Below are 15542 nucleotides of genomic sequence, written 5' to 3'. Positions count from 1 at the left end.
CGAAAGCCTTTGTACTCAAAGTAACACCAACGCCAAGCTTATCAGCCCTTGATGCTCATTCAGCGTCAGGGGCTTTTCTATGGTCGTAGATATTTCACACTGCAAACCTTCATACAACATTCAGTGGTGAGTCATTGGTGAGATGGTGATTGGTGGTTACAACAGGTGATCAATCAGGTAAGTCAACACGGGTGACAACAGGTGCAATCCTGGGCGCTGGAGTGATGATTTATTGTGGTAACACGCCGGCAGACGTGATTTCTACAGGTATCTGAGCAATTCAGGTTAACCACAATCACCACATTCTCCACAGATTCCCATACACGCAATGTAATACAGATGAAAATCTAGAAGAAAACCAGCGAGAACCCAGCGAGTGATGTTCAACCATCACAAACCGCAAGCTAGATGCCACCACACCTATTGAGTTCCACTACAGGGTGTCAATGTCGTCATAGGGTGATGATCAGCAGGCGTGGACCACGCCAGCAAGTCACGTTGATTCCTCAACAGGCGCGGACCACGACAACCATCACCACATGTCAGTCAGCTTTCTAATTAACAGAATACTATTGTGTAAATTAGCCAAGCCTTGTGGTTGTTGACTTCCTGCTAATTTCAGGTAATTTCCACCTCAAGCAAATATTTTGTTAATTAGCCAAGCCAGTAAATACAAGGGGATCATCATGCAGCTAGTCGAAGCAGTCAAAACCACAGCAGAAGTGGAACAGATAGCTCACAAGCTCACGTTGAACGCTCGTGGTAACACTCTGTACGCCGACATCTGGATGTTCGGCCTGCAAGTGGCACTGCGTATCAGCGACCTACTGACGATCACCTACGATGACGCCTTGCAAGGTCGCGTCATTATCAAGGAAAGCAAAACCGGGAAGGTGCGCAACATTACGTTGAACACGAAGGCTGTACAGATCGTCAAGGAACGTCGTGCTGCATACCCTGACCACACGTACCTGTTTGAAGTGGAAAGCAACAGAGCGAGGGGTAAGGCGGTGTCCCGTGTTGCTGTAGCAGTGGCCTTCAAGAGTGTTGGTGATGAGCTTGGCATTCAGCTTGGTACACACTCCATGCGCAAAACTCGTGGTTGGTTGATGCACAGCAGCGGCGTGAGCATTGAGAAAATCTGCATGGTGTTGAACCATTCGTCACCTGCAATCACCATGGCGTACATCGGTATCACTCAGGCCGAGATTGATTCCACCTACCACGAGTTTGTTATCTGATTTTAGCCAGAGCCTCACAGAGCAACGATAAGCGACAAGGCTGTGCGTAATACTCGCAATGAGTTAAAACAGCCTGTACGGGCTCACGGACACCTTCCTGACCACTCCCGACCACTCCCTGACCACCTAGGATTCTAGGAAAATAGCGACGGAGTGTCTGCCAAAAAAACTAGGTGGTTAAATCCATCAGACCAATATCCAAACCGGGCACTCACCACGTTTATCAAGCGGCCGAACACTGATTACCAACGTTGTTTCAGGGGGTGTGGGCGTCTTGCTATCATGGACGCTCAAAATGATGAGGTGCGGCATGGGTGACACAGATTCGCCAGATTTCAACAAAGCTCGGGGCTATCTGATTGGTTTTTCAGTTGTTGTGCTATTGCTTTGGTATTTCGGGGCCGACCTTTCTTCATTCAAGCTTTTAGGGAATGAGATCAAGCTGAATGAAAATATCAAGAATGTTTGGTTGGTACTCGCGGTTATCAATCTTTACTTATGTTTCAGGTTTTACCATAGAATGCCAGCAGGAAGTTTCAGGTTTGATGTGGCAATGCACGGACTGTACGATAGTTCACTGGTAAGCCTTTCGAAGCTCGTCTATAAGAAGCAAATGAAAAAGCGGGCACTGGAAGATGTGGAAGATGGGGTGGAAGGCACTCCTGAGATCAAGATGGTAAAGTTTGGTGTCGGTGGTAAAATGACTTATTTGAAAAGGATTCCCAAGCAAAGTGAGGTATCAGAAAAAGATACTGTCGCTATAATTAAAGATATGCCGTATTCGCATAGAAACGAAATTCGCTTTTCTTTATATTCAACTAGCTTGGTCAATGGGGCGGAACATTATTCAATTGATAGATTTTACATGATAACTCCGCACCGACTGCTTGCATATGTAGTGAAGGGTTATGTCTTTGTTAAGGGCGCACTTTTGTCGCCATGGTTTGCTGACCATATTGTTCCTTTCATCTTGGGGGTATTTGCCATCTGTGTCGCAATTTTCAAGTGGTGGCAGATTAATCACGTAGTTAATGTTGTGTTTAAAGATTCGTTCAATCAGATGCTTATGTTGCTATGATTTGAAAGTCTCGCATTTTCACTACTCCGCTGAGTTGGTGGCATTTGGTGGTTTTGATTTTCATATATAGCCAGTATCAGTAGAAGCCGATTTACTCAAAGCCCTTCTTGAGAAATTCAACCAGTTTATTAGTCCACTCCTCATAGGTGTTATACTCTACGCTTCCACGCCTTTCCCTTTTCATTGTTATAAGTATGTCTATATTTGCATCGTAGTTTAAAACAGAGTTCTCATCTCCCACGTACAACATTGTGTGCCCATCATTACCAATGTGCGGATAAGCCAGTGTCATCTCGTTGGAGATGGTTACTGAAAACTCAATTCTGACAAATGGATTGTCCAAGACAATGTTGTCACCTTTCATTGTCAATGAAGTCTCTGGTGGGAGGGTTAATCCTTTTGCCACCATGATACTTTTGTTTAGTGAGAACCCTTTGGCGAAATTCCCTATCGTTTCATTTATTTCTTCTTTTGATATAAATGAATCGTTGCCGCGACTATCCTTTGAGTTCCTAAAGCTCGTATGGCGTACACTTTTAAAACTTTTTGTATTCATCCTCCAGTCAGGGTAGCTCTCTAACCAATGTCCGAAAAGACTGTTAATCAAAAAGAACTTAGTGGATGCAGTCAAGGAGTCATCATCTTGGTCCGTCAATGCATCCTGTGGAATTTTAACTTTATTGCCGTCGCTATATTTATTTAACGCCTGCATGCAAGCTAAGCTTAATGCCTCTCGGTTGAATATAATGAAGCTGGCTTTGTTTGGACTAACCGAAAAGACATCGATCACACAATCATTATTTATGACCATATGCATCTTTATCGATTCTTCCCTTTTTTTCTCTTCTAAACTCAAGCAGATATTCAAGTAGAACATAACAAAAGCCGCAGCCAGCGCAGCAAATGAGAACGCTATATCTTTTGAGCTCAAGTTCTTTATTACTATTTCATAACACGCCCATACAACCCCTATAAGAATTGCAAGCAACGGTAACAAAAAGGGTGTTGGTGGCAGAAAAATGCTTTTCATAATACAGACTCCATCTGCATTTCTATTGTTTTGTTCAACTTCCTTTCCTCCGAAAGTCAAACGACAGTGTATGTTTTAACTGCCGATAAAATTCAAATGCCACTTAAAGCAATTCGGAAACAATCAAGCCGTCAATGTCGATGACTTTTTGAGTCGCAGGTAGAGCAAACCCAGAAGCCTTGAAATGATCTAATATGGCTTTTCCCGCCTTGTCGCAATGTTGAAATATTTTGTTTATTACGCTTTCGGATTTGTCGGCTGATGCATAAATGAACTGCGCATATTCAGGGAGGATAAAATCCTTAAAGTAGCTCATTTCCCTTTTGTTCATCAGAGGAAGGTCACCCAATCCATGATCAACGATTACTCCTAAGCGACTTCCTTTCAGCACCGCTGGATTTAATGCTGACAAAGCCAGATGCCAACCGGCAGGTTCAAAAAGACTTTCATTTTGTGTTGTTGCTATCAAATACGTTTTGTGTTGTTTGACCTCAAATGACACACCATTCAAGTCGGCCAACCGTTCTCTGATAATAAAAGAAGAACACACACCAATTGCATAGCCGCGATTTTTCTCTCGAAACTCCGGACTAGAATAGTAATTTGTATCAACTGCCATTAGATAATCGAAGCTGCTGGTTAGTTGTTGCCACATGTTATCAAGATAGAACTCACCAGTTCCGAGCGGAAACTGAGTAATAATTTTGTCCTTACCGCTATCTCTTTCATGTGAAACTTGGTTGTACATTGATGATGGGTCAAGTTCAGGAATACTGTACGCACCTGTTACAGCATCAATGTGTATACTTAAAGACTCGACCAACCCCGGCGTCACACCGTAAACCCATTCGGTCCTCGGCTTTTTCTCCTCACCGTTCTTACCTTTTGCCTTTCCATTTTTTTTGGCCATTGATGCTGTCCTTGGTCGTCTCGCAGGTGTGAAATATCCTCGCACACTCTGATCAGAACATCCGCGACTTTCACATCACCGAAAAGTACATTGTCAGCGTTCACCATCAGCAAGTGGTTGAACACTGATTGCGAGCATCGTTCTCGGGATGAGTGGCAGTGTCATATTACGCACCTGTGCGTGCAGATGAACATGGTCCTCGGCCAGCGCGCGGTCTACGCCCTCGACGGCAAAAGCCGCAGCCGCCTGAATGCGCTGTACATGACCAGCATCTTTATCGGCGGCGCCTTCGGCTCTTCGGTGGCCAGCGCGGTGTACGAACACGGCGGCTGGTTGTGGATCGTGATCGTCGGCAGCGCGTTTCCACTGTTGGCGTTGCTGCGGTTCTTGAGTGTTTCGCAAAAGGGTTCGTTGGTGACAGCGTAAATCGCAAAAAAACGAATGCCATACCGCACACCTGTGTTGCGCCCGTGCCTATCCAGGATCAACGATGATCCGTTATGCCGGGGTCAACCCCGATTACACTCAACGCCTGAAGCGATGCTGGATGCTATTCGCCTTGCTGAAAGGGCAAAGCGAATATCAGCCAAAAGCCAGTTGAGGGGTTTCCCTCAACCATAGAATCTCCCACAGGAGGCTTCCGATAACTTCCGGAGTTTGCACAAGGACCCTCAATGGACCGCCTCGGCTCAATGGAAACCTTCGTCTACGTGGTGGAAACCGGTTCGTTTTCCGCCGCGGCCCGGCGCTTGAATATCGGCCAGCCGGCCGTGTCGAAAAGCATCGCGCAACTCGAATCGCGGTTGGCGGTGCGGCTGTTGCTGCGTTCGACCCGGGGCCTCACGCCCACCGAAGCCGGGCTGGCCTTCTTCGAACGGGCCAAGCGCGCCATCGAAGAAGCCGACGAGGCCGATAATGCCGCACGGGGCTGCGCCGACGGGCTCAGTGGCAACCTGCGCATCTGCGCGCCTGTCACCTTCGGCCGGCTGCACATCGTTCCGCACCTGGGGCCCTTCCTGGAGCAAAACCCGGCGCTGGACATCGACCTGATGCTCGATGATCGCAACGTCAATCTGGTGGAGGAAGGCGTCGATATCGCCCTGCGCATGGGCGTGTTGAACGACTCGGGCCTGACCGCCCGCAAGATCGCCGAATGCCGGCGCATGGTACTGGGCACGCCGGCCTACTTTGAAAAACACGGCGAGCCCACCTGCCCCGCCGACCTGCGCAAGCATCAGGCCATCCTCTACACCCTCGGTGGCAGCGCCAGTTGGCAGTTCAACAAGGCAGGCGAGGAGCAATCGGTGAACATCAGCGGCCGGATCCGCGTCAACGCCGCCGAAGGCCTGCGTGAAGCCGTGCTGGCCCATCAAGGGCTGACGATGGCTTCGCAATGGATGTTCGCACCGGAACTGGCCGACGGCTCGGTCCGGGAAGTGATGAAGGACTGGGCACTGCCGAACCTGGACCTGTGGGCGGTGTTCCCCACTGGGAGAATGGCCAGTGCCAAGGCTCGGGCGTTTGTGGAGTATGTGCAGGGGTTGTTGATGAACGAGGTTTGAAAGCACCTTTTTCGTTTATTGCGATTTTCGATTAATTCGAATAGCCTGCCGACATCGATTATTCAGAATATTGGTAACCGTCATGTCGACCGTCATTCATCCGCCAATCAACTTACCCGCGAAACACGAAATACAGGCCGCAATCGAGGGGCAACGCACCCTGGCGGCCTATCTCGCCACCCGGTTCGAAACTCAGCACATCCAGATATTCGATGAGCAGAACGAAGCGCATAACATCGAACTGCCTACCTCGGCACTCCGTTTGCTGGTCGATATTCTAGCGGAGCTCGCAGCCGGTAACGCAGTGAAAGTAGTCCCGGTTCACGCAGAACTGACTACGCAAGAAGCGGCGGACCTACTCAATGTCTCACGCCCACACCTGATCAAACTGCTCGAATCCGGCGAACTGTCCTACCACAAAACCGGTAAGCACCGACGTGTGCGCTTTGCCGATTTGATGGACTATAAAAACCGGCGCGACACCGCCAGCGAACAGGCAATGATGCTTCTCGCCGAGCAAGCACAGGCGCTAAGGACAGGATACGAGTGAGGCACACTTCATTTACCGCTGTATATGACGCTTGCGTGCTTTACCCCGCTCCCTTGAGAGACTTTCTGATGTGGCTCGCGCTCTCCGGGCTTTTCAGGGCGAAATGGTCAGCGGCAATACACGATGAATGGAAACGCAATCTGCTAAGAAACCGCCCGGATCTCAACGCCGCACAATTGAATCGCACCTGCGAGCTAATGGATCTGGCGATTCCCGACGCCTGCGTCTCGGGGTACGAAGCGTTGATACAAGGATTGACGCTGCCCGACGCGGATGACCGACATGTCCTGGCGGCTGCCATTCGTTGCAACGCCAGCGTCATTGTCACCTTCAACCAGAAAGACTTCCCCCGCACCGCGCTGCAACCTTATGGCATCGAGGCCCAGCACCCCGACGAGTTCGTCGATAACCTTTTCGACCTTGATCCGGCAGCGGTGGTCGCCGCGGCACAACGACAGCGCAAGCAACTGAAGGCCCCACCGATGAACACTGACACTTATCTCGATCTCTTGTTACGTCAAGGCCTGGTTCAGTCGGTCAAGGCATTGAACAGTTTCCGGGCAATGCTCTGAAATCAGCACACCTGATCGCTACCCCCCCCACATTCGCCGGCAATTCACCCCGATGCCCCATCAACCAGGCATCCAGGGTATGCCCGACATGGGGCAGTACCGCCGACTTCGGCTGCAACTCATCAATGCACTGCAAGGTCGGTCAACCAGCGCTGATCCTGGCGGGCCGCATCACAAGCCACGCACTCGCAGCCGTAGACCGGCACTTGCCGGGCATCACCGGTGCCCGGTAACGTCAGGCGCGTGGAGCTTGCTCGTTAATGCAGGCCAGCAAGCGTTCGACCGTAAGCTCCAGCGGACCGGAGTTGTCGAGCAGGTGCACGGCAGAATCTTCCGCCAGCAGTTGCTCGTTGAATCGGGCATTGCGTGCCAGGCGCTGATCGATCTCGCTAACCGATTCACGCCCGCGCTTGAGCAGTCGTTCACGCAGCACCGCCTGGTCCACGCTCAGCAACAACACCAACACATCCGGATAGCGCAGGTGCGTATTCTGCAAATGCCCCCGCGAGCCATTGACCAGTACGTCCTGGCCAGCGGCCAGCCAATCGTCGATTTCCCGTGGGATGCCATAGGACAACCCATTGGCGTGCCAGCTCAGGGCAAACGCGTCCCGGGCTTCCATGTCGGCGAATTGCCGGGCACTGACGCCCAGCGCCGCCTCGCCCACGGCTTCGGCCGAGCGGGTAATGATCCGGCGCACGATACGGCAGCCGCGTTCGGCCAACCGCGTTCGCGCGGCATCCAGCAGGCTGTCCTTGCCCGAACCTGAAGGCCCGATGAGATAGATCAACCTGCCTGCCATCAAAACCCCCTCTTCGCTTGTCACCACACTTGTTGGACCACCGGCAAACCGTCCTGACTGCGTGCCTGCAGCAGTTCGGCCCGCAGGCCCGTCGCAATCTCGCCATGATCGTTCAGCCCGGCGGCCAGCTCTGCGGCGGCCACGTTACCCGAGTGCGACCGGCCGCGCACGATGTTCGGTGCGCCCATCAACATACTCCTGCCGTGAAAGCACAACTTCAACGCCCACAAAAAAGGCGCCCCCGATGGTCGCCTTTTTTTGCATTACTGCCCGAATTTCCGTCCCAGGCCACCCGGTACACCGTGGATGTCAGTATCTTCCCACGGCCCGTTCGGACTGATCGACCTACTCCAGCCGCTATCCCAGCGGTAATAGGTACGCTGGCGATAAAAGGTATTGGGCTGGTCATCCAGCACATACACCCCAAGCTTCGGATCCCAATGGCTATTGCCCCCCGGTGGTGGCGCGAAGCTGGCAGAGGTGCGCGGCAACGGCTTGGAGGGTTTGGCCGGGACGGTCGGTTTGCTCGGTACGGGCGACGTCGATGGCGTGGGGCTCGGCTGCGACGGCGGGAACGGTGTTGGTGCCTGATGTTCCGTTGGTGGCTGGACCGCACAAGCGCTTAACCCCAAAACAGCGCTGAGCAGGGCAATACGAGCAATGGCGGTCATGGTGGCGTTTCCTGTTATTTATCCGGGCTGTCGATGGTCAGTGTTTGCGGCGCGGTGGTGCTGCTGGCCAGGGGTTGGCTGCGACCTATCCATTCGCCGGCGGTCGGTTTGCCGGCACGGGAAATGCGCGCAACCAGTTGGACTTCAGGGAAGTTCGACAGTTTCAATTGCGGCATCATTGCATCGGCATCGCCCAGTTCGACGGTCACCGGCAGGTCGGCCACGGTCATGCGCTTGACCGCCAGCGGGGCCGGAGGACCGGAGATCGCACGGGCGAAGATGAACACGCTGTCGCCGGGCTGGACCTTGGATTTGAGGTCCGCTGCCAGGTCGACGCTGACCTTGAGCAACGCCGCGGTCTTCGCTGCCGGTGCTTGCGCAACCTTGCCGCCACTGGCCACCAGCTTCTCCGTGGCCCGGGCAATCCCGCCTTGCAGCGCTTCGCGGGATTTATCTTCCGGCGGCAACTGCGCCAACAGCCGATTCCAGTAATCGATGGCGTCCTGATAACGCTCGCTTTCGAACGCGGCAATGCCCAGCAGGCCAAGGCTGGTGACTTCTTTCGGGTCGGCCTTGAGCGCTTCGTCGGTCAGGGCCTGGACCTTGTCCGACCACTTCTTGCCATCGGCGAAGTACTGGGCCTGGGCCCATTGACCGAGCAACTCGGGCTGGCGACCGGCCAGGTTGACGGTACGTTCGAACATCTTCGCCGCATCCGCCGGGCGATCCTGAGCCATGTAGGTACGACCGAGGAAGTACATGCCTTCAGCGGAATCCGGCTGAGCGGCGACCGCACGCTCCAGGCGCTGGGTCATCTCTTCCATCGACTGGGGTGCCTGGGAAAATTCGCGGGTCAGCTCGACCTTGTCGCTGGCACCGAAATGCAGATACAGGCCCAGGCCCAGCACCGGCACCAGAATGGCCGCCAGCAAGGGCAAGGGTTTGCCCAGACGCGACACCCGCGGCGCGTCAGCGCCTTCGGTGTCCGCCAGCAATTCACGGGCGGCTTCGGCGCGACCGGCGTCCATTTGCGCCGCATCGAGCACGCCCTCTTCCTGCTGAGTCTGCAACTCAGCCACACGCTCCTGATACAGCGCGACGTTCAGGGCGGTACGATCCTCTTCGCGCTGGGCGCGACGACTGCGCAGCACCGGGATCAACAGAAAACTCAGGGCAACCAGAAGCAGCAGACCTGCAGCGAGCCAGAAATCAATCATTCTTGGTTTTATCCAACAGGTGGTCGAGGCGCGAGCGCTCCTCGGCAGAAAGCGAGCCCGGGGTGCCGGCGCGTTGCACGCGACGACGGCGGACGATCACCGCGATGATCACGACACCGCCCAGCAGCAGGCCGGCGGGGCCGAACCAGAGCAAGGCGGTCTTGGCGTTCAGTGCAGGCTTGTAGCGGACGAAATCACCGTAGCGATCGACCATGAAGTCGATGATCTGCTGGTTGTCCTTGCCCTCGCCGAGCATGCGGAAAATCTCTTTGCGCAGGTCGGCGGCAATCGGTGCGTTGGAATCGGCGATGTCCTGGTTCTGACACTTGGGGCAACGCAGCTCCTTGGTCAGCTCGCGAAAGCGTTCGCGGTCACCTTCCTTGGCGAACTCGTAGGTGTCGATGGCCGCGTGGGCCACACCCGCCAGGCTCAGGCCCAGGACAACGGCAGCGATCCAGCGCTTCATGGCTTGGCCTCGTCGACCAGCGCCTGGTACTTGCCCGCCAGTTTTTCACGCCAGACCTGCTCGTCGATCACGCCGACGAACTTGTCACGGATGATGCCCCTGGCATCGATGAAGAAGGTTTCCGGTGCGCCGTACACGCCGAGGTTCAGGCCCAGCGAGCCTTCGTCGTCACGAATGTCCAGCGCATACGGGTTGTGGAAGTCTTTCAGCCACTTCAAGGCGTCGGCATTGACGTCCTTGTAGTTGATGCCGTAGATCACCACGCCCTGCTGGGCCAGCTTGTTCAACACCGGGTGCTCGACCCGGCAGGAAATACACCAGGTGCCCCAGACGTTGACCAGCGCCGGCTTGCCCAGGATGTCAGCGCGGGTCAGGGTCTTGTCGCCCTGCACCGACGGCAGGGAAAACTCCGGGAACGGCTTGTTGATCATGGCCGAAGGCAGCTCGGCCGGATCCAGGTACAACCCACGGTAAAGGAATACAGCGACCACCAGAAAAATCGCCAGTGGCAACAACATCAACCAACGCTTCATGCAGTGGCTCCCGACATGCCCAGTGCTTCGCGCACGCGGCTTTTGACCTTGACCCGATAACGCCGATCCAGCGCCGCCAGCAACCCGCCGAAGCCGGTCAGCAAACCACCAAACCAGATCCAGCGCACGAACGGCTTGACGTGCACGCGCACGGCCCAGGCACCGTTACCCAGTGGTTCACCGAGGGCGACATAAAGGTCGCGGGTGAAACCGGCGTCGATGCCCGCTTCGGTCATCACCGAGTTCTGTACGGTATAAAGGCGTTTTTCCGGGTGCAGCACGCTGATTTCCTTGCCGCCCTTGATCACCCGCACGGTGCCCTTGTCGGAAGTGAAGTTCGGGCCTTCGAAGTGTTTGGCGCCTTCGAAGACGAACTGATAGCCGCCCAGGTCCATGGATTCGCCCGGCGCCAGGCGCAGGTCGCGCTCGGCACTGTTCTGGCTCGACAGCACGACACCCAGCGCACACACGGCAATACCCAGGTGCGCGACCTGCATGCCCCAGTAGCTGCGGGTCAGGGTCGGCAAACCTTTGATCAGGCCTTTGTGGCGAGTCTTGTCGAAGATGTCACGCACGCCGGCCAGCAACACCCAGGCGGCTAGCATGAAGGTCGCGAGCACGGCCCAGTTGAAATCGCCATAGGCGACGCCGGCCACTACCGCCAGCGCAGCGCTGCCGAGCAGGACCGGGGTGAGCATGCTCACCAGCCATTTCACCGGGGTGTCTTTCCAGCGCACGATCACGCCGACCGCCATCACCACCATCAGCAATGCCATCAACGGAATGAACAGCGCGTTGAAGTACGGCGGGCCGACCGACAGCTTGGCGCCGGTCATGGCGTCCAGAATCAGCGGATACAAGGTGCCGAGCAGGATCATCGACGCGGCCACCACCAGTACCAGGTTGTTGCCCAGCAACAGGGTTTCCCGGGACCAGAGGTTGAAGCCCACCTGGCTCTTGACCACCGGCGCGCGCAGGGCGAACAGCGTCAGCGAACCACCGACCACGAACAGCAGGAAAATCAGGATGAACACCCCGCGCTCCGGATCGGAGGCAAAGGCGTGCACCGATGTCAGCACGCCGGAACGCACGAGGAAGGTACCCAGCAGACTCAAGGAGAATGCGGCGATGGCCAGCAACACGGTCCAGCTCTTGAACACGCCACGTTTTTCCGTGACCGCCAACGAGTGGATCAGCGCGGTGCCCACCAGCCATGGCATGAACGAGGCGTTTTCCACCGGGTCCCAGAACCACCAGCCGCCCCAGCCGAGTTCGTAGTACGCCCACCACGAACCGAGGGTGATGCCGATGCCGAGGAACGCCCAGGCCACGATGGTCCACGGACGCGACCAGCGCGCCCACGCGGCATCCAGGCGACCGCCCATCAGCGCGGCGATGGCGAAGGCGAAGGCCACCGAGAAACCGACGTAGCCCATGTACAGCATCGGCGGGTGAACGATCAGGCCGATGTCTTGCAGCAGCGGGTTGAGGTCGGCGCCGTCAGTGGGCATTTGCGGCAGGATGCGCTTGAACGGGTTCGAGGTCATGATCAGGAACAGCAGGAAACCGGTGCTGATCATGCCCATCACCGCCAGCACGCGGGCCAGCATGACCTGCGGCAACTGCCGGGAAAACACCGACACCGCGAAGGTCCAGCCGCCGAGAATCAAGGCCCACAACAACAGGGAGCCTTCGTGGGCACCCCACACGGCGCTGAATTTGTAGTACCACGGCAAGGCGCTGTTGGAGTTGTTGGCCACATAAGCCACGGAGAAGTCGTCGACCATGAAGGCGTAGGTCAGGCAACCGAAGGCGAACAGCAAGAATGCAAACTGCCCCCAGGCCGCCGGCTGGGCCAGGCTCATCCAGAAGCGGTCACCGCGCCAGGCACCGACCAATGGCACCACGGCCTGAACCAGCGCGAAACACAGCGCCAGGATCATGGCCAGGTGGCCCAACTCGGGAATGAAGATTCCAGCTGTCATCAGTTAGCCCTCTTTCACGGGAGTGGGTGCCGACTGGCCGCTGTCTTTCAGGGCCTTGGTCACTTCTGGCGGCATGTACTTCTCATCGTGCTTGGCCAGCACCTCATCGGCCACCACCACGCCATCGGCATTGAGCTTGCCCAAGGCGACGATGCCCTGCCCTTCGCGGAACAGGTCCGGCAGGATGCCGCGATAAGTGATGGTCACGGATTTGTTGAAGTCGGTGACCACGAACTTCACGTCCAGCGAGTCGCCGGAGCGCTGCAAGGAGCCGGCCTCGACCATGCCGCCGGCACGGATACGCGTGTCCTGCGGGGCTTCGCCGTTGGCGATCTGGGTCGGCGTGTAAAACAGGTTGATGTTCTGCTGCAGGGCACTCAGGGCCAGGCCGACGGCAGCGCCGACCCCGACCAGGATCGCGAGAATGATGATAAGACGCTTTTTGCGCAGCGGATTCACTTGCCGTTCTCCCGGCGCAGACGACGCGCCTCTTGTTGCAGATACCGCTTGCGGGCCAGGATCGGCGCCGCCACGTTGAGGGTCAGTACCGCCAGGCAGATGCCATAGGCTGACCAGACATACAGGCCATGATGACCCATGGCGATGAAGTCGCCGAATGAAGCAAAACTCATCGAGCGACCTCCAGGCTGTTTTCCACTTCGGCTTTGACCCAACTGGCGCGGGCTTCGCGCTTGAGCACTTCAAGACGCATGCGCAGCAGCAGGACCGCGCCGAAGAAACAGTAGAAACCCAACGCCGTCAGCAGCAATGGCAGCCACATCTCGGCGGGCATCGCCGGTTTTTCGGTGAGGGTGAAGGTCGCGCCCTGGTGCAGGGTGTTCCACCACTCCACCGAGTATTTGATGATCGGGATGTTGATCACGCCGACGATCGCCAGCACCGCGCAAGCCTTGGCCGCGCTGTCACGATTGCTGATCGCGTTGCCCAGCGCAATGAGACCGAAGTACAGGAACAGCAGGATAAGCATGGACGTCAGGCGTGCATCCCAGACCCACCACGAGCCCCAGGTCGGCTTGCCCCAGATCGCCCCGGTGACCAGCGCCACGGCGGTCATCCACGCACCGATGGGCGCCGCGCATTGCAGGGCGACGTCGGCCAGTTTCATCTTCCACACGAGGCTGACGATGCCGCACACCGCCAGCATCACATAGATGGACTGGGCGAGCATGGCGGCCGGGACGTGGATATAGATGATGCGGAAGCTGTTGCCCTGCTGGTAGTCCGGCGGCGCAAAAGCCAGGCCCCAGACCACGCCAACACCGATCAGCAGCAACGCCGCGACGCTCAGCCAGGGCAGCAGTTTGCCGCTGATGCCGTAAAACCATTTGGGCGAGCCAAGCTTGTGAAACCACGTCCAGTTCATACTGTTTCCATCACGGTTGCTCTTTACTGTGAAGAGCCAGGGCCTGCCTTCCGTCAAAAGAAGTGATCAAAAAATGACCAGGCCTCGTTATTATTCGCCGACGCTGATCTTCAGGCCAGCAGCTATTGCAAAAGGTGTCAGGGTTATCGCCAGGGCGGTCAGGCTGCCAAGCCACAGGAGATAACCGGTCGCCGGCATTCCCTGCAAGGCAGCCTGCAAGGCGCCACTGCCGAGGATCAACACCGGGATGTACAACGGTAGAATCAGCAGTGCCAGCAGCAGGCCACCGCGTTTCAAGCCCACCGTCAGCGCCGCGCCCACTGCACCGAGCAGGCTCAGTACCGGTGTACCGAGCAGCAACGAAAGCAGCAACACTGGCAGACAGGCGGCAGGCAAACCGAGCATCAGCGCCAGCAAAGGCGCGAGCAAAACCAGTGCCAGGCCGGAAAAAGCCCAGTGTGCCAGCACCTTGGCCAAAACCAGAAGAGCCAGGGGGTGCGGCGAAAGGACCCACTGTTCGAGGGATCCATCCTCGAAATCACTGCGGAAAAGCCCGTCCAGCGAGAGCAAAACCGATAAAAGCGCCGCGACCCAGACCAGTCCCGGAGACAAGGTTTGCAACAATTGAGACTCAGGTCCGACCGCCAGCGGGAACAGCGAAACGACAATGGCGAAGAACACCAGCGGATTGGCCAGTTCCGCCGGACGGCGAAACAGCAGACGGGCCTCACGGGCGACCAGCAGGCCGAAAACACTCATACGGCCCAGCTCCCCAGATCGATGTCGCGATAACCGGCCGGCATCCGGCTCAGCGTGTGGTGGGTGGTCAACACCACCATGCCGCCGCGTTCGCAGTGGCCGGCCAGATGAGATTCAAGCTGTGCCACGCCCTGCTTGTCGAGGGCGGTAAAGGGTTCATCGAGGATCCACAGCGGCGGACTGTCCAGGTAAAGGCGCGCCAGGGCGACGCGTCGCTGCTGACCGGCAGACAGGGTGTGACAAGGCACATCCTCGAAACCACGCAGGCCGACCGCGGCCAGCGCCTGCCAGATCGCCTCGTGGGTCGCCGGATGATGCAAGGCGCACAGCCAGCTCAGGTTCTCTTCCGGCGTCAGCAAATCCTTGATCCCGGCAGCGTGGCCGATCCACAGCAGGTTGCGCGCCAGCTCACCGCGTTGTTCGTTCAGCGGCTGGCCGTTGAGCAGCACCTGACCGGCGGTCGGCTGCATCAGCCCCGAGAGCAGGCGCAACAGGCTGGTCTTGCCACTGCCGTTGGGGCCGCTGATTTGCATCATTTCGCCACTGGCCAGTCTCAAATCGAGATTTTCGAAGAGCAGCCGAAGGTCTCGCTCACAGGCAAGGGCAACGGTTTGCAGGACAGGACTGGTCAAGGGATCACGGGCCTTATACGGTTCAAGTCGGCTCTGGCGCGGCCGTTAAAGAGATGCAGCATAGATGCAATGACGTCTTGTTCTAGAGAGCTGCGTCAAACAATTGCAAAGTTTTCGCCATTTTTGGATACAACGGCGCGGCATTATACA

General features: G+C 56.4%; 18 protein-coding genes and 3 pseudogenes. 6 read left to right on the top strand and 15 right to left on the bottom strand.

The window, feature by feature from the left end; genetic code table 11:
* The first annotated feature begins 686 nt into the window (after positions 1-686).
* Positions 687-1241 carry a tyrosine-type recombinase/integrase gene (locus ACMDB8_RS07340; protein ID WP_409078485.1) on the top strand — a complete coding sequence of 185 codons (555 nt, stop codon included), beginning with the start codon at positions 687-689 and terminating at the stop codon, positions 1239-1241.
* Between the two features lie 310 nt (positions 1242-1551).
* Complete coding sequence (locus tag ACMDB8_RS07335; RefSeq protein WP_409078486.1) at positions 1552-2319, top strand: hypothetical protein; 768 nt, start codon at positions 1552-1554, stop codon at positions 2317-2319.
* Between the two features lie 91 nt (positions 2320-2410).
* Here the strand turns inward: ACMDB8_RS07335 and ACMDB8_RS07330 are convergent, their stop codons facing one another.
* Complete coding sequence (locus ACMDB8_RS07330; RefSeq protein ID WP_409078487.1) at positions 2411-3349, bottom strand: hypothetical protein; 939 nt, start codon at positions 3347-3349, stop codon at positions 2411-2413.
* 103 nt (positions 3350-3452) lie between these two features.
* Positions 3453-4259, bottom strand: coding sequence for a hypothetical protein (locus ACMDB8_RS07325; RefSeq protein ID WP_409078488.1), 807 nt, complete (start codon positions 4257-4259; stop codon positions 3453-3455).
* Between the two features lie 165 nt (positions 4260-4424).
* Here ACMDB8_RS07325 and ACMDB8_RS07320 point away from each other — a divergent pair.
* The 4 genes and pseudogenes from ACMDB8_RS07320 to ACMDB8_RS07305 all read left to right on the top strand — a co-directional run.
* A pseudogene (locus ACMDB8_RS07320) lies at positions 4425-4685 on the top strand (MFS transporter); the annotation flags it as partial.
* Positions 4686-4933: 248 nt separating this feature from the next.
* Positions 4934-5821: a LysR family transcriptional regulator gene (locus ACMDB8_RS07315; protein ID WP_409078489.1), complete on the top strand. Its 888-nt coding sequence runs from the start codon at positions 4934-4936 to the stop codon at positions 5819-5821.
* An 82-nt stretch (positions 5822-5903) separates the two neighbouring features.
* Positions 5904-6371 (top strand): helix-turn-helix domain-containing protein, encoded by a 468-nt coding sequence (locus ACMDB8_RS07310; protein ID WP_095964055.1) that lies wholly within the window; start codon positions 5904-5906, stop codon positions 6369-6371.
* Entirely contained in the window at positions 6368-6943 is a 576-nt protein-coding gene (locus ACMDB8_RS07305) for a PIN domain-containing protein (RefSeq protein ID WP_409078490.1), read from the top strand. The genes ACMDB8_RS07310 and ACMDB8_RS07305 overlap by 4 nt, the downstream gene beginning before the upstream one ends.
* 102 nt (positions 6944-7045) lie before the next feature.
* Here ACMDB8_RS07305 and ACMDB8_RS07300 read toward each other — a convergent pair.
* The 13 genes and pseudogenes from ACMDB8_RS07300 to ccmA form a co-directional block, all read right to left on the bottom strand.
* A pseudogene (locus ACMDB8_RS07300) lies at positions 7046-7182 on the bottom strand (phosphonate metabolism protein PhnP); the annotation flags it as partial.
* On the bottom strand, positions 7179-7745 hold the full coding sequence (gene phnN, locus ACMDB8_RS07295) for a phosphonate metabolism protein/1,5-bisphosphokinase (PRPP-forming) PhnN (protein ID WP_409078491.1): 567 nt from the start codon (positions 7743-7745) through the stop codon (positions 7179-7181). The gene phnN and the pseudogene ACMDB8_RS07300, both read right to left, overlap by 4 nt.
* A 20-nt stretch (positions 7746-7765) precedes the next feature.
* Positions 7766-7948, bottom strand: a pseudogene (locus tag ACMDB8_RS07290) (alpha-D-ribose 1-methylphosphonate 5-triphosphate diphosphatase); the annotation flags it as partial.
* 60 nt (positions 7949-8008) lie between these two features.
* Positions 8009-8416 carry a hypothetical protein gene (locus ACMDB8_RS07285; RefSeq protein WP_082562888.1) on the bottom strand — a complete coding sequence of 136 codons (408 nt, stop codon included), beginning with the start codon at positions 8414-8416 and terminating at the stop codon, positions 8009-8011.
* A 14-nt stretch (positions 8417-8430) separates the two neighbouring features.
* On the bottom strand, positions 8431-9633 hold the full coding sequence (ccmI, locus tag ACMDB8_RS07280; RefSeq protein ID WP_409078492.1) for a c-type cytochrome biogenesis protein CcmI: 1203 nt from the start codon (positions 9631-9633) through the stop codon (positions 8431-8433).
* Positions 9626-10099 carry a cytochrome c-type biogenesis protein gene (locus ACMDB8_RS07275; RefSeq protein WP_409078493.1) on the bottom strand — a complete coding sequence of 158 codons (474 nt, stop codon included), beginning with the start codon at positions 10097-10099 and terminating at the stop codon, positions 9626-9628. The genes ccmI and ACMDB8_RS07275 overlap by 8 nt, the downstream gene beginning before the upstream one ends.
* Positions 10096-10632, bottom strand: a complete 537-nt coding sequence (locus ACMDB8_RS07270) for a DsbE family thiol:disulfide interchange protein (protein ID WP_056721631.1) — start codon at positions 10630-10632, stop codon at positions 10096-10098. The genes ACMDB8_RS07275 and ACMDB8_RS07270 overlap by 4 nt, the downstream gene beginning before the upstream one ends.
* On the bottom strand, positions 10629-12617 hold the full coding sequence (locus tag ACMDB8_RS07265) for a heme lyase CcmF/NrfE family subunit (protein ID WP_056721630.1): 1989 nt from the start codon (positions 12615-12617) through the stop codon (positions 10629-10631). The genes ACMDB8_RS07270 and ACMDB8_RS07265 overlap by 4 nt, the downstream gene beginning before the upstream one ends.
* 3 nt (positions 12618-12620) lie before the next feature.
* Positions 12621-13076 carry a cytochrome c maturation protein CcmE gene (ccmE, locus tag ACMDB8_RS07260; RefSeq protein WP_056721628.1) on the bottom strand — a complete coding sequence of 152 codons (456 nt, stop codon included), beginning with the start codon at positions 13074-13076 and terminating at the stop codon, positions 12621-12623.
* Positions 13073-13249 (bottom strand): heme exporter protein CcmD, encoded by a 177-nt coding sequence (gene ccmD, locus ACMDB8_RS07255; RefSeq protein ID WP_060541438.1) that lies wholly within the window; start codon positions 13247-13249, stop codon positions 13073-13075. Before ccmD ends, ccmE begins: the two co-directional genes overlap by 4 nt.
* Entirely contained in the window at positions 13246-14001 is a 756-nt protein-coding gene (locus tag ACMDB8_RS07250) for a heme ABC transporter permease (RefSeq protein ID WP_056721625.1), read from the bottom strand. The genes ccmD and ACMDB8_RS07250 overlap by 4 nt, the downstream gene beginning before the upstream one ends.
* Positions 14002-14091: 90 nt before the next feature.
* Complete coding sequence (gene ccmB, locus ACMDB8_RS07245; protein ID WP_007980754.1) at positions 14092-14760, bottom strand: heme exporter protein CcmB; 669 nt, start codon at positions 14758-14760, stop codon at positions 14092-14094.
* The gene (ccmA, locus tag ACMDB8_RS07240) at positions 14757-15392 is read right to left on the bottom strand and encodes a cytochrome c biogenesis heme-transporting ATPase CcmA (protein WP_046037681.1); all 636 of its coding nucleotides are present in this window, start codon (positions 15390-15392) and stop codon (positions 14757-14759) included. The genes ccmB and ccmA overlap by 4 nt, the downstream gene beginning before the upstream one ends.
* Positions 15393-15542 lie beyond the last annotated feature (150 nt).

This window comes from Pseudomonas monachiensis (assembly GCF_047345015.1).
GTDB lineage: Bacteria > Pseudomonadota > Gammaproteobacteria > Pseudomonadales > Pseudomonadaceae > Aquipseudomonas > Aquipseudomonas monachiensis.
Note: the sequence above shows the minus strand (reverse complement) of the source record. Positions and strands in the feature narration are given on the sequence as shown.

Excerpts from the sequence above, each read along its gene's own strand:
- ACMDB8_RS07340 (WP_409078485.1), top strand. The coding sequence starts at position 687 with ATGCAGCTAGTCGAAGCAGTCAAAACCACAGCAGAAGTGGAACAGATA.
- ACMDB8_RS07335 (WP_409078486.1), top strand. The coding sequence starts at position 1,552 with ATGGGTGACACAGATTCGCCAGATTTCAACAAAGCTCGGGGCTATCTG.
- ACMDB8_RS07330 (WP_409078487.1), bottom strand. The coding sequence starts at position 3,349 with ATGAAAAGCATTTTTCTGCCACCAACACCCTTTTTGTTACCGTTGCTT.
- ACMDB8_RS07325 (WP_409078488.1), bottom strand. The coding sequence starts at position 4,259 with ATGGCCAAAAAAAATGGAAAGGCAAAAGGTAAGAACGGTGAGGAGAAA.
- ACMDB8_RS07315 (WP_409078489.1), top strand. The coding sequence starts at position 4,934 with ATGGACCGCCTCGGCTCAATGGAAACCTTCGTCTACGTGGTGGAAACC.
- ACMDB8_RS07310 (WP_095964055.1), top strand. The coding sequence starts at position 5,904 with ATGTCGACCGTCATTCATCCGCCAATCAACTTACCCGCGAAACACGAA.
- phnN (WP_409078491.1), bottom strand. The coding sequence starts at position 7,745 with ATGGCAGGCAGGTTGATCTATCTCATCGGGCCTTCAGGTTCGGGCAAG.
- ACMDB8_RS07285 (WP_082562888.1), bottom strand. The coding sequence starts at position 8,416 with ATGACCGCCATTGCTCGTATTGCCCTGCTCAGCGCTGTTTTGGGGTTA.
- ccmI (WP_409078492.1), bottom strand. The coding sequence starts at position 9,633 with ATGATTGATTTCTGGCTCGCTGCAGGTCTGCTGCTTCTGGTTGCCCTG.
- ACMDB8_RS07275 (WP_409078493.1), bottom strand. The coding sequence starts at position 10,099 with ATGAAGCGCTGGATCGCTGCCGTTGTCCTGGGCCTGAGCCTGGCGGGT.
- ACMDB8_RS07270 (WP_056721631.1), bottom strand. The coding sequence starts at position 10,632 with ATGAAGCGTTGGTTGATGTTGTTGCCACTGGCGATTTTTCTGGTGGTC.
- ACMDB8_RS07265 (WP_056721630.1), bottom strand. The coding sequence starts at position 12,617 with ATGACAGCTGGAATCTTCATTCCCGAGTTGGGCCACCTGGCCATGATC.
- ccmD (WP_060541438.1), bottom strand. The coding sequence starts at position 13,249 with ATGAGTTTTGCTTCATTCGGCGACTTCATCGCCATGGGTCATCATGGC.
- ACMDB8_RS07250 (WP_056721625.1), bottom strand. The coding sequence starts at position 14,001 with ATGAACTGGACGTGGTTTCACAAGCTTGGCTCGCCCAAATGGTTTTAC.
- ccmB (WP_007980754.1), bottom strand. The coding sequence starts at position 14,760 with ATGAGTGTTTTCGGCCTGCTGGTCGCCCGTGAGGCCCGTCTGCTGTTT.